11 protein-coding genes are annotated in these 13,503 nt (G+C 44.6%); 3 read left to right on the top strand and 8 right to left on the bottom strand.

The window, feature by feature from the left end:
* Nucleotides 1-148: 148 nt before the first annotated feature.
* Nucleotides 149-1,567 carry a hypothetical protein gene (locus AC6R05_RS10730; protein WP_500647340.1) on the top strand — a complete coding sequence of 473 codons (1,419 nt, stop codon included), beginning with the start codon at nt 149-151 and terminating at the stop codon, nt 1,565-1,567.
* Nucleotides 1,568-1,813: 246 nt separating this feature from the next.
* Nucleotides 1,814-2,263: an azurin gene (azu, locus tag AC6R05_RS10725; protein ID WP_500647339.1), complete on the top strand. Its 450-nt coding sequence runs from the start codon at nt 1,814-1,816 to the stop codon at nt 2,261-2,263.
* A gap of 84 nt (nt 2,264-2,347) precedes the next feature.
* On the opposite strand, the gene AC6R05_RS10720 is transcribed toward azu, so the two are convergent.
* The 8 genes from AC6R05_RS10720 to AC6R05_RS10685 form a co-directional block, all read right to left on the bottom strand.
* On the bottom strand, nt 2,348-4,231 hold the full coding sequence (locus tag AC6R05_RS10720; RefSeq protein WP_032549255.1) for a methyl-accepting chemotaxis protein: 1,884 nt from the start codon (nt 4,229-4,231) through the stop codon (nt 2,348-2,350).
* A 281-nt stretch (nt 4,232-4,512) separates the two neighbouring features.
* Nucleotides 4,513-6,084 carry a BCCT family transporter gene (locus AC6R05_RS10715; RefSeq protein ID WP_152468548.1) on the bottom strand — a complete coding sequence of 524 codons (1,572 nt, stop codon included), beginning with the start codon at nt 6,082-6,084 and terminating at the stop codon, nt 4,513-4,515.
* A gap of 328 nt (nt 6,085-6,412) precedes the next feature.
* The gene (locus AC6R05_RS10710) at nt 6,413-7,051 is read right to left on the bottom strand and encodes a response regulator (RefSeq protein ID WP_150872100.1); all 639 of its coding nucleotides are present in this window, start codon (nt 7,049-7,051) and stop codon (nt 6,413-6,415) included.
* On the bottom strand, nt 7,044-8,399 hold the full coding sequence (locus AC6R05_RS10705) for a cache domain-containing protein (RefSeq protein ID WP_152468547.1): 1,356 nt from the start codon (nt 8,397-8,399) through the stop codon (nt 7,044-7,046). The genes AC6R05_RS10710 and AC6R05_RS10705 overlap by 8 nt, the downstream gene beginning before the upstream one ends.
* Before the next feature lie 153 nt (nt 8,400-8,552).
* Nucleotides 8,553-9,836, bottom strand: coding sequence for a TRAP transporter large permease (locus tag AC6R05_RS10700; RefSeq protein WP_032549260.1), 1,284 nt, complete (start codon nt 9,834-9,836; stop codon nt 8,553-8,555).
* A 10-nt stretch (nt 9,837-9,846) separates the two neighbouring features.
* Nucleotides 9,847-10,380 carry a TRAP transporter small permease subunit gene (locus tag AC6R05_RS10695; protein ID WP_032549261.1) on the bottom strand — a complete coding sequence of 178 codons (534 nt, stop codon included), beginning with the start codon at nt 10,378-10,380 and terminating at the stop codon, nt 9,847-9,849.
* 181 nt (nt 10,381-10,561) lie between these two features.
* Nucleotides 10,562-11,656, bottom strand: a complete 1,095-nt coding sequence (locus AC6R05_RS10690; protein WP_032549262.1) for a TRAP transporter substrate-binding protein — start codon at nt 11,654-11,656, stop codon at nt 10,562-10,564.
* A 454-nt stretch (nt 11,657-12,110) separates the two neighbouring features.
* Entirely contained in the window at nt 12,111-12,503 is a 393-nt protein-coding gene (locus AC6R05_RS10685; RefSeq protein ID WP_032549263.1) for a hypothetical protein, read from the bottom strand.
* 221 nt (nt 12,504-12,724) lie between these two features.
* Here AC6R05_RS10685 and AC6R05_RS10680 point away from each other — a divergent pair, with 221 nt between their 5' ends.
* Complete coding sequence (locus AC6R05_RS10680) at nt 12,725-13,483, top strand: DUF2982 domain-containing protein (protein WP_500647338.1); 759 nt, start codon at nt 12,725-12,727, stop codon at nt 13,481-13,483.
* Nucleotides 13,484-13,503: the final 20 nt, after the last annotated feature.

Here is a 13,503-nt window from a genome sequence, read left to right as displayed (position 1 = left end):
TAGTAGCCAGCCTACCAACAAGCAACTATTCCTAGTCCTAGCCACCTTTGCTGACCTTTCATTACATTGTCATTACAACCCCTTACCGAAGGCGACTATAAATTCTTGTAGAGTTTACTTTCATCCCTATCAATAACGACAATGAATCATGAAATACGCTTCTGCTTTATCAACGCTTCTAATCCCGATGTTGCTCACAGCTTGTGGCAGCGAAGAAAGTAACAAGAACACACCAACTCCAGCACCTTCAAAGCAAATTGACGCTCGTGACCCAGTCGCAATCGCTAAGCTTGGAAAAGATTACACCTTACAACTGGCTGTCAGTTCATTCCAATTGAACAGTAATAAAGACTTCAATATCGATATCACGCAGTATGCCGAGAAAACCAACACCACAGGCACATTTGCTCAAGTTCATGGCATACCAGAGCGAAACTACAAAACGATGAGTGATGCCGATGTGTCATTCAATGTCACAGTCAAAACAGATAAAGGTGAAGAGTACCAACTGACTCATTTCAATCTGTATTACGAGAACTTTAACAGCACCTCAGTACCTGAAAAGTTAGCTCTATCCACTGTTGAACAAGACGCGAAAAACGTGACGCTATGGAAGCAGCAATCGAATATTCTGATCAACCAAGATTTCGTTGAAGCCAATATGGGTGTGATGTTTGACCTCGATTCAATGAGACCGATGAACTTATACGTACGATTGGGCGAAACTCTAAGTAATGGTGTTCAATTCTTGCCGTACTCTGCGGAGAATACAGAAACTGGCTATACCAAGATCTCACATACCAACTGCACAGCGATTGAACCGACATCTAAAGCATTGAGCGATATTGGCATCCTTCAAAAAACTTGTATTAACGCTCATGGTTACCAGATCCCGCTAATCATTGAAGACAAGTCTAAGATGCACACCGAATCAAAAGTGGCTCATGTGAAAGCGGTTATGAGCTTCTTCCTAGATAACATGGATAAAGAGATTGCAGAGGCGGTTTATCAAAGCAAAGCGTCGATGGCTTTCTTCTATGATGAGTCTTGGGATGAACGTTTAGACGCACACATGGATGAGTTGGAAGGCAACTACCGCTTCCAAGATCTATTTGCGACCGAAACAACTGAGTCGACGAGTGAAGAGACCAAACCTAACCTAACTGGTCGCGATGCGGCATTTGAAGAAATCCTTCATTTTGTTCACGACTATGGTGTGATGAAAGTTGCTGTAAGCAAACCAACATCAGTTTGGGCAACTATGCAGAAAGAGTTGGATGAATTAAACGCAGCAGCAATTCGCAATGGCACTTACTACCCAAACCTTAAAGACGCAAACATCGTTGAAGCCGACCTAGATGCGGAGTCGTACGACCAAGAGTACCTTGCTTATGCGCTTTACGCTTACTACGACATCAATCCGAAAGGTCACACGTCTCAAGAGTATAAGGCGTCTACTTACAGTGAGTTAGTGAGTCTTGATCCGGAAGTGGTTAAGTTCTTAGAGAAGCACTTCCCTTCTAGAGCCGACTTCAAAACTCAATTCCCGGGTTACCCTAATAACTAATGGAATCGTGCACCAACCAATCCGAGCGCTCGTCGCTCGGATTTTTTCATCAAGCCGGTATTTAGCCACTTCAGCTCATCAGAAATCTACCCACCCTCAACGGATATTATTTGCTAACAAATATAAAGCAATGAGTTGCTTATAATTCTGGCTGTAGCACATTTCTATGATCAACTTTCGAAGATAATACGTATCGATCGTTCTTAAGGAAAAACCTCCCCCAAAAACAATAATGGAGAACAACGTATGTCTTTACGATTAATCGCAACCACCGTCGCTCTTATCGGTGCGAGTTTTACTGCCCAAGCCTCTGAGTGTGAAGTATCAATTGATGCCAGCGACCAAATGAAGTTTTCAACGGATACCCTGAGCGTTCCAGCTACCTGTAAAGAGGTGACACTAACGCTAAACCACACTGGTTCATTACCTGCACAATCAATGGGACACAATGTTGTCATCACTGATACAGCGTCAGTTCAAGCAGTTGGTATTGATGGTATGTCTGCTGGTCTCGACAACAACTACGTAAAGCCGGGCGATGATCGTGTATATGCGTTTACACGCGTTATTGGCGGAGGCGAATCGGTTTCTGTTACTTTCAGCACAGAGAAAATGCAAGCTGGTGGTGACTACTCGTTTATCTGTTCTTTCCCAGGCCACTGGGCAATCATGAAAGGCAAATTCGAGTTTAAGTAATAAGCTAACAAACCGATTCAGAAAGCAGATACTAAAAAGCCCCAACCTAAATCTAGGTTGGGGCTTTTATTTTATTGGGTTCGATTACAGCTTAAAGCGGCTGATTTCGTTCTCTAGTTCATGAGAAAGTTCAGACAGTTGAGCTGCTTGTTCTGCCGCTTGGTGTGCTTCGTCAGCTAGCTCGTTAGATACGTCACGAATACCTTCAGTGTTACGAGTAATCTCAGACGTTACCGATGCTTGCTCTTCAGCAGCAGAAGCGATTTGTGTCGCCATATCGCTGATACGTTCAACCGCTGCGTGAATCTGCGTTAGGCTCGCAGCAGCAGAGTTTGCATCATCTACGCTGGTTTCAGCAAGAGAACGGCTATCGTTCATAATGCTAACCGCTTTACCCGTTGTGCCTTGTAGCAGTTCGATAGTTTGCTGGATTTCTTGCGTAGAGCCGTGTGTGCGTTGGCTCAGAACACGTACTTCATCCGCTACCACAGCAAAACCACGACCTTGCTCACCTGCACGTGCCGCTTCAATAGCTGCGTTCAATGCTAGAAGGTTCGTTTGCTCTGCGATGCCTTGAATGTTCGAAAGAATCGCGTTGATGCTATTACCATGCTCTTCCAGTTCAAGAATAACGTTAGTCGCTACTTGAACTTCTTGTGCAAGGTTTTGAATAGAGCTTTGAGTTTGAGTCACTTGGCCTGTGCCGTGCTCACACGCACCCACTGCTTCAGATGAGTTCTGTGCCGTGTGGTCTGCGTTGCCCGCGATCTCTTGTGTTGCAGCAGCCATCTCGTTTACAGCAGTCGCAACCATGTTGATCTCATCTTGCTGCATTTGAATGCGCGCACTGCGCTCTTCTGCTTGAGAAGCTGTTTGACGAGCTTGATTCGCCAAAGAAGCCGATACTTCACTCAGTTTAAGCACCATAGTATGCATGTTGCCCACAAAGCGGTTGAAGTTTTCAGCCAGTTGACCAATTTCATCATCGCTCTTAGGTTCAAGACGTTGAGTTAAATCGCCTTCACCTGATGCAATTTCTTCTAGAGCAAGAGATACGCGGTTTAGATCGCGGAATAGGAAGCCCACTAACCAAGATACCAGTGCGATAACGACTAGAGTGATAACTACAGCAGTCGTGATCAGCTGAGTCAGTAGTGTTGAGTGGCTCGCTTCTTCAGTTGCACGATCCATTTGAACAGCAAAGATCCAGTTCGTGTCTGGTACCTTAGTGAAGTAAAGCAGCTTCTCTTTACCACGCTCATTAATGATCTCGATGCTGCCCGTGCGAACTGCGTTCTCAATAGTCGACATAGAGATATCGTTAGACAGTTGGCTTACAGGCTTCAAGCTCAGTGCAGAATCCGGGTGTGCTAAGAATGTACCGTCTGTTGCATCGATCAACATTGCGTATGCGTTGTCACCCACATCAAGGCTAATTACATCGCTAACCAGTTGGTCAATCAGTACGTCAGCTCCAACAACACCAACAAATTGACCATTCTTACGTACAGGTTCAGCAATCGTTACTAGAAGCGCTTTAGTGATCGCATCTGTGTAAGCCGTTGTGATGATCTGTTTGCCTGCAGCGTTCGCTTCTTGATACCAAGGACGCTGACGCGGATCATAACCTGCACGGTTACGCTCTGGGTGAGAGCGGTACATACCACCTTCTGGTGTACCAAGGAAAATATCGTCAAAGCCACCCGCTACACGAGCTTGTTTTAGATATGGGACTACATCGCTCTCTTGCGAAAAATCATTAAATGCAGATGCAATGTCTCTACGAATATCAATCCAATTTTTAATACCTTCAGAAGCCGCTTCCGATACGCTTTCTGCTCGCATGTAAATACCGCTACGAGTTTGTTCAAATAGTTGGTTTGCAGAGAGCCATGTCAACGCAGTTGCCATAACTACCACTGCCGATAAGCTCGCGCCTATCAACTTTTGCTTTAATGTTAGTTTCATTCTTAGTACACAAGTGGTTGGAAAACCCGCGCATACTAACCAAATTAATAACCAAATTCGAGCGGTTTTAACAAATAAATGCCTAAAATAACGCCACAAGATTCATAGCTTTATTTTATGACAAAAGCTTGTCACTTCGCCAAATTTATAGCGCTCAAATCAGCCTTTTTTGTCTCATAAAGGACCCTATATTTGGTGTATAAAAAAGGCGAAAGAGCATCACTCTTTCGCCTCATATTTAGATCGGAAATCTATATTTCGTTACAGATTTACCAGATCAATTAACGTTTCTCTGTACGCATACCCATTAGTAGGCTCAAACACATCAGCAATAGAATAAGCGTAAACGGAAGAGCCGTCGAAATCGCACCCGCTTGCAGTGCTTGTACCGCTTCTGTGCCACCAACCCAAAGTAGTGCTACCGCAATTGCACCTTCAAGGAACGCCCAGAACACACGCTGTGGTACTGGAGTATCAACTTTACCACCCGCAGTGATGCTATCGATTACTAACGAACCAGAATCCGACGAAGTAATGAAGAACACAAGTACTAGAATCACGGCAATAATTGACAGCAGCGTACCAAACGGTAGTACATCAAACATCTGGAACATCGCGAGTGAAATGTCGGTTAGGCCTTCAGTACCTAGTTGACCAATGCCGTTCACAATTTGATCAATCGCCAAGCCACCGAATACTGACATCCAGATGATGGTTACTGTCGTCGGAACAATCAATACTGCTGTGATAAATTCACGAACGGTACGACCTTTAGAAACACGTGCGATGAACATACCTACAAATGGTGACCAAGAGATCCACCAAGCCCAATAGAATACCGTCCAGCCATGTAGCCAAGCTTCATCTTCACGACCGTGTGGGTTACTCAGTGGAATGATGTTCTCAATGTACGCCATCAATGTGGTTGGGATAGAGCCGAGCGTTACTGCATAGCCAATCAGACCAACCAAAATCAATAGTAAGAACGCCACCAGCATGTTGATGTTACTGATGACTTTTACACCACCGTCGATACCACGCAGCACCGAAACAACGGCAAGCAGAGTCACGACGCTGATAACAATCACTTGTAGTGAAAGCCCAGCTTCAATACCAAAAACATGTTGGATACCTGATGCAGCTTGCTGCGCACCTAGGCCAAGAGATGTAGCTAGACCAAACAGCGTTGCCAGTACCGCTAAGATATCAACGATGTGACCAGCCCAACCCCATGCGCGATCGCCTAAAATCGGATAGAAGATAGAACGAATCGAAAGCGGAAGACCTTTATTGTAGGTAAAGAATGCCAAAGACAGAGCAACCACACCGTAAATAGCCCATGGGTGAAGACCCCAGTGGTACATAGTTGCACCCATCGCCAAGCGTGCTGCTTCTGGTGTGTTAGGCTCAACGCCAAGCGGCGTCTCGTACCAACCAGTGAAGTATGCTGCAGGCTCTGCCACACTCCAGAACATTAGACCAATACCCATACCTGCAGCGAACAGCATCGCCAACCAAGACATGAATGAGTAATCAGCCGTCGCGTCATTACCACCTAAACGAATCTTACCAAAAGGAGAAACGATCAAGCCTAAGCAGAAAATAACGAAAATGTTGCCAGACCAGATGAACAGCCAATCAAACGAGTTGATGATTTGCCATTTAACACCGTCTAGTGCCGCCTTAGCCGACGCGGTATCCGTAACCAATATCCCAATTAAAAACAGCGCAATAAGACCTGCGCTGATACCAAAAACAGGGTTGTGAACATCAAATCCCCATTTTTGTACGTTATCTTGACCTACCGTGTAATCGGTACTGTCAATACTGTATTTATCTATACCTTTAGTCATTATCCCTCTCTACGGGGTACTACTAATTTAGTAATATCCCTAATCATATTGTGACTAAATAAAACAAACCAGAACACTCAATCCAAGCAGAACAAGTTCGTTGTCACAGCAATTCAAATACTTGGATGACTGAAGTTTAGCAGGTTAAGCTGTTGTTTTCAGTAAACCATAGGCAGTTCGCTGAGTTTTCACTCAAATGTAACCAATTTACTCGAATTTATGACTAAAAAAAGACCGAACACGTCGGTCTATTGATTTAAATTACTTTCAGGTCAAAGTATTTTTATGCTTAAAAAGCACTTTTTCAATAGCGGTAACTAGAGATTAATCATTCAACAAGGCCTGAGTTAACCGCGAATTTCGCCAGCTCAGCGGTCGAATGAATGTCCAATTTGTGCTTTATGTTTTGCCTGTGCGTTTCTACCGTTCGATAGCTAATATCCAACGTCTTAGCGATGGCTTTACTGCTCTCCCCTTTCGCCACCAGCTTCAATACTGCCTCTTCTCGTCTACTCAACGGATTCTTTGCTGTTTGAGTTGGAGTGATAGGCTGAGTGAACAAAGTCTGAGTCACCTTCTCACAGAAATAGGTGGAGCCTTGATTAACGGTCTTAATCGCTTGCACCATTTTCTCAGCGGATATCTCTTTAAGCATGTAACCCACAGCACCCGACTGCATCACTTTCATGATGTATTCACGGTTGTCGTGCATGGTTAACATCAGCACTTTGATCTCCGGCGTCTCTTCTTTAATCAATCGAGTGGCGTCGATGCCATTCATAATCGGCATGCTGACGTCCATCAACACCACATCGGGTTGTAGGTCTTTCACCACTTCAACCGCTTCTAAACCATTGCTTGCAGACCCAATCACTTCGATCTTAGGCTCTAAGTGCAAACGTGCGATAAATCCATCTAATACCACTTGATGATCATCGACGATCACCACTTTAATTGGTTTATCCATAAACTAATCCATCTAATTTCAATAATACGGTGATCTCTGTGCCGAAGCCCGGCTCACTTTCCAATTCAAATTCACCGCCAATAAACTCGACGCGTTCGCGCATATTACGCAGTCCAATACCCGACTTGCGCAGTGTTGTGCTGACATCAAAACCAACGCCGTCATCGCGTATAATTAGCTGCAACATACTGCCCAAAGGCTGAAGTGCCACTCTCACACTATTGGCACTCGCATGCTTCTCAATATTGGTCAATGACTCCTGAGCAACACGATAAAGTGTTGTTGTTACTTCTGATTTCAACTTTAAACCATTTAAACTGATTGCAGCTTCTGTCTCTATCTGAGAATGTGATTTGAAATCAATCAACAGTGAATTCAGTGCCGCTTCAAGCCCTAAATCATCCAAGGCACTTGGGCGAAGATTGTGAGAAATATGCCTAACTTCGTTGATTGCTGTCATTAACGAGTTCTGGCACTTCTCCAAATGTCGTTTTTGGGTGTCATCATCCAGTTTAGTCCCTAACAGCTCTAGGTGACATTTACTCGATACAAGTAATTGATTTATCCCATCGTGAAGTTCGCGAGCTAGATGCTTTTTCTCGTCTTCTTGGAACATCACAGTCTTGTGGGCAAGTTCTTTGAGACTCTTGTCTGCAATACGATGTTCATGCAGGTTAACCGCGAGTGTCAGCACCACAATTACGGCCACGGTTACCGTTACAATGACCACCATGGTGAAGAAAGTGGTTTCGATATTGTTATTAACCGCAGACTGCATATTGGTCACTTCTTGAGAGACATCTTCAATATAGAGCCCGGTTCCTATCATCCAATTCCATTTGCTTAGCCACGATGCATAACTCAGTTTAGGGACAATCTCATTAGTGGACGGCTTCTGCCACAGGTAGTGGTGAAAGCCACCGCCACTTCTTGCTTGCGCCAACAAAGACTCAATCAAATAGTTGCCGTTTTCGTCTTGGATATGAAGAAGGTTCTCTCCCTGCAGCTCAGGCATGACTGGGTGAACAAGATTGGTGCCAAACTCATCATAAACAAAGAAATAACCATCTGTGCCGTAGCGCAGTTTGCTGATGATCGCTTTGACGGCGTGCTGAGCTTCGGCTTCGTCCATATCGGGATCGTTGTAGATGTGAGAGATTGCATCAAACGCCAGATCGACCAGATCCTTTAATGCAGACTCTTTAGACTTAATCAAACTTGAATGGAACAGCTCCACCTCTTTTTCACCCAAGGTCTTGGCTTGGAAAACAGAGATCCAGCTGGTAAGAGCCATCACCAACAACAAGGGTAATAGGCTTAATAGAATCAGTTTCGCTTTTAGAGGCATTTCCACTCCTTGGATACGTCAGCTCTATATGCTTTCATTATTTCGCTCTTTGGCCGAAACAGCCAATCTCCTTGCAGCTTAGTACAAAAACAAAGCTGCCCCTAAGAGCAGCTTTACTTTATCAAGACTTGTTAATTTTATGTAATCAGGCGATCACATTCCGTAGAATTCAGGGAATACCAATAGCGATGCGAGCACCAGTATCTGAATCCCGATAAACGGCATTACACCACGGTAAATATCACGCGTCGTCACACCTTTTGGCGCTACGCCTTTCAGGTAGAACAGGCTAAATCCGAATGGTGGTGTTAAGAAAGAGGTTTGTAGGTTCATTGCGATCAAGATTGCAAACCACGTCATGTTGATGCCCATGATCTCAGCAACGGGTGCAATGATTGGTACGATGATGAAACAGATCTCAACAAAGTCGATGAAGAAACCAAGAATCAAAATAACCAACATCGTGATAATCAGGAAGCCCCACTTCTCACCCGGGATTTGTAGCATCCACTCTTCAACTAGGTAGTCACCACCAGTGTAGGTAAACGCCATAGAGAAGGCCGTTGCACCTAGAAGGATAGCGAATACCATTGCTGTCACTTTCACTGTCTCTTTTGACGCTTCGTATACCATTGTCCAGCTAAACTGACGGTAAAGTAGCGCTAATACGATAGCACCGGCACCACCAAGAGCGGCTGATTCCGTTGGCGTCGCAACACCCGCAAAGATTGAACCTAGTACCACAACAATCAGAGCTAGAGGCGGAATCACAGCTTTCAGAGCGGTAATAACTTCTTGCTTACGGCTGATGTTATCGTCACTTGGGATCGCTTGCGCCGCTTCAGGGTTCATTTTTGCGTAGATAAGGATGTACAACACATAAGCACCAACCAATACCAAACCCGGCCATACTGCCGCTTGGAAAAGGTCTCCAACAGGTACACCAAGCACATCACCTAGCAGAATAAGTACGATAGAAGGTGGGATGATCTGCCCTAGAGTACCGGAAGCACAGATGGTGCCACACGCTAACCCTTTGTCGTAGTTGTACTTAAGCATAACAGGGAGTGAAATAAGACCCATTGCTACCACTGAAGCCCCTACTACACCTGTCGAGGCAGCAAGTAGTGCGCCTACCAAGACTGTCGAGATAGCGATACCACCTCGTACACCACCAAACAGCTTACCCATGGATTCAAGCAACTGCTCAGCAAGACGAGTCTTCTGTAAGACCAACCCCATGAACACGAACAATGGCACCGCCATCAACACCGTGTTTTCCATGATGGATTGGATTCGATAAGGCATGAAGGCAAACATATCCATGCCTTCGGCCCACACACCAAAAATCAACGCGATACCACCAAAGGTGAACGCAACCGGGAAGCCAAGTAGCAACGCAAACAAGGCTACAAAAAACATTACAATACCGATCATTTTTGTCTCCTTACTTTTGCTCGTGTGACTGAATCAGGTGTGGGTTAAATATCTTATTCAGTGAGTGCAGCATCAGGCCAACACCACTGATTGCCATAAATAGGAATGACAATGGGATCATCGCTTTAATAATCCAGCGATACGGCAAGCCGCCAGGATCTCCCGATGTTTCACCTAGTGAGTAACTCTCTTTGGCAAAATCAATACCGTACCAAGCTACCAACAAACAGAACGGGAATAGGAAGAATATTGTCCCTAGCAAATCGATAATGGCTTGAGCACGATTGGAAAGACGCTCGTAAAACAGGTCAACACGTACGTGGCCACCCGCTTTGATAGCATAAGGAACGCCAAGTAGGAATACGGCCGAGAATAGGTGCCATTCCATCTCCTGAAACGCAATCGACACGTCGTTAAATACATAACGCATCACAACGTCATACACCACGTTGGCAAGCAACAAGATGAACAGGATGCTGGATAACCAGCCAAGGAAATCACCAAAACGATTAAAGGCTCGTTCGATATAAATTAGACTTCTCATTCCCTACTCCATGGAATTTGAAATGGCTCCGCTCAATGCAACAGCGGAGCTGTATTAGGGGCTCTTGGCGTTTCGTTATTATTTAAGGTGAAACTGCAAAGAGGTTTTCTTGGGCTTCTCGGTAGCTTAAGACTTGCCCAAGCTACCGATTTTTTGGATTACGCTTTAATACGCAAACCTATTACTGTGCTTGGCTGTTTAGGTAAGCACGGTGTGAGATGTTTGACCATGGACGAACTTGCTCGATGTAAGCCGCTTGCGAAGCTTGAATCTCTTTCGCAGTTGCGTCTTTGTCAGCATGCTCTTTCAGTAGACGGTCATTCGCTTCACGAAGTGCAGTCATTACTTCAACTGGGAAGTCTTTTACCTGAACATTTGGGTACTCAGACTGGATTGAAGCCCAGTTCTTACCACTTTCATGTTTAGATTGCGTGTACATGTCGTAAGCAGCAGTCTTCATCGCTACTTGTAAAATCGCTTTCAGGTCATCTGGTAGCTTGTTCCAAGTACGCTTGTTGATTAGGAACTGAAGCTCTGTACCTGGCTCATGCCAACCTGTGTAGTAGTAAGGTGCGATTTTGTGGAAGCCCATACGTAAATCTAGAGATGGACCTACCCACTCCAATGCATCAATCGTACGACGCTCTAGAGACGTGTATAGCTCGCCCGGTGCGATGTTTGTAGGCTTAGCACCTAGCTCTGCTAAGATTTCACCAGCGAAGCCTGGGATACGCATTTTAAGACCTTGTAGATCTTCTACTGAGTTGATCTCTTTCTGGAACCAACCACCCATCTGAGTATCTGTGTTACCACCTGGGAACGAAAGTAGGTTATGTGGAGAGTAAACCTTCTCCATCAGCTCCATACCGCCACCGTAGTAGAACCAAGCGTACTGCTCTGTTGGTAGCATACCGAAAGGCATCGAAGTGAAGTAAAGCGTGTTTGGCACCTTACCCTTCCAGTAATACGATGCAGAGTGACCCATATCGTACTGACCAGATTTCACCATATCGAATACACCTAGCGGCGCTTTGTGTTTATTCGCAGAGTCGATACGAATTTGTAGACGACCGTTCGACATCTCTTCAGCCATCTTGGCCATGTTCTTAGTCGTATCACCGAAAATTGGGAAGTTTGGTCCCCAAGTTTCCGCCAGTTTCAAACGATAGACTTTGTCAGCAGCTGTCGCGCCTGTAGCAACCATTGCTAAACAAGCTGTCGCGGTAACCGCTACGTTTTTAAACACTCGAGTGAGGGAGTTAGAAATAAGACTCATGTTCACGTCCTTTGTTGGGTTCAATACTCTTTCTATGAGTACTTTATGATTCAACCAAAGAATGCATCGACATCTGTTAATAAGAAATGGGAATGAGCACGCAGGCTACGCAGCCAATAAATTCAGTATTAGACCAAAGAACTAAGTAGTAGTACGTAGGACTTTTACTCAAACAACGAAAATTAAAGAGATAGAGAAGAGACAAGCAGGAGATCGTAAAGAAAAGTTCGTACGTAGTAATCTACGGCTAAAGTTAACAACATTTTACGAGAACGTGACAGACGTCGTGTAGAGTGCCAAGTGATTATGAACATAAGCACTTATAAAATATTGAAAAAGTCTTTGTAAGTTGGATGTGCTCAAAAGCAGTAGAAAGTTTGGCAGGTGCTAGATGTAAAAAAGCCTCGATAAGATCGAGGCTTAAAACTTAGAAAGCGAATTAATTCCAAAGGAATTAGATAGCTTTGTAGACAACCTTGTTACCTGCAAGCTGTTCTTTCGCTACTAGGTTTTCTTCAAGAAGTTTTTTCAATGCGCCCGTTGCCCATGAACCAGCTTTCGCATCTTCTTGACCAGCCGCTAGGCCGATACCTTTAGGGTTGATGCCGTCGGCATTGCTAGCAACGATGTCTAGAACTTGTTGCTGTTTAGGAGTCAGTGATACAGACGCCGCTTTTGGTGCTGCTACTGTTTTCTCTACCGCTGGTTTTGCTGCTACAGTTTTTTCTGCTACAACTTTCTCTGCGACAGGCTTTGCTGTTTTTGGCGTTGCTTCTACTTTTGCTACAGCCGCTTTAATGCGCTTTTGCAGCTTCGCCTGCACCTTACGCTTATGAGCAAGTCTCATTGAATATTTCTCCAGTTCACTGCTCTAACTCGCAGTGGTGAAAATTTGAAGCGCGATTTATACCAAAAAACGGGAGCTATTTGTAGAGTGGAGCGTCGAAAGTCGACGAAAAATAACGATATTGTCTATCAACGTCTATTATTTAGACAGGGCATTATTAATTTGAGGTCATATCTACTGGTTATCCATCCAGACCCAAAATATGAAACTTGGTGAACCCTATGGAAACACGTCATATTGCAAACTTTTCACTACCTAAATTCAAAAGTGCATATCGTTATGTCGCTGTGATCTTGGGCTTCGTTTGCTTATTGGTTGCCCTCTATTATGACGCTCCTCGCTTACTTTTTGTTGGCTCTTTTTTGGTTATTGTTTTACTTGTCGCTGGCTACTATTTGATGCTGCGTAGCAGAGTCCTGTTTACGCTAACGCCAACTCATTTTCAGCAACACTTCTATAAAGGTGGTTGGGTACTGAAATGGTCAAACATAGAAAAGATTGGCTTATGCACTTATCAACAAGATGGATGGCATCAACCTCTTCCTTGGATTGGTATCAAAATTCGAGACTACACCCCTTACCTTGACTCCATCTGTCCTAAGATCACAACTGAACTGCTACTCAACCAACGAGCACTACTCTACCTTGGGGCTAAGCAGGCGGGGCATGAATCTAAGTTTGAAGACATCGTTTTGGACTCATCACAATTCAACGGCAAGATGCGTTTTAGCGACGATAACAGTGATATTTTTATCGACCAAGACGCGCTTGATGCCTCAAAGGCACAAGCCCTAACCAAAGAGAAAGACAGACGCTGGCAATATTCAGGTTTACAAGCGATGCTAGCAAACCGGATGCGTTATCAGCGTGGGTATCATGGCTACGATATCTTTATATCAACCAATGACCTAAAAATGACTGGGGAAGAGTTTGTGGGGCTTGCTCGACGTTACCTTGCAGCGGCGGAACGTGAACAATAAACAGCTCTTGAGCGAGCTGT

The organism is Vibrio sp. R11-SG3-ISO9 (genome assembly GCF_059834255.1).
This window is presented reverse-complemented; position numbering and strand designations above follow the sequence as displayed.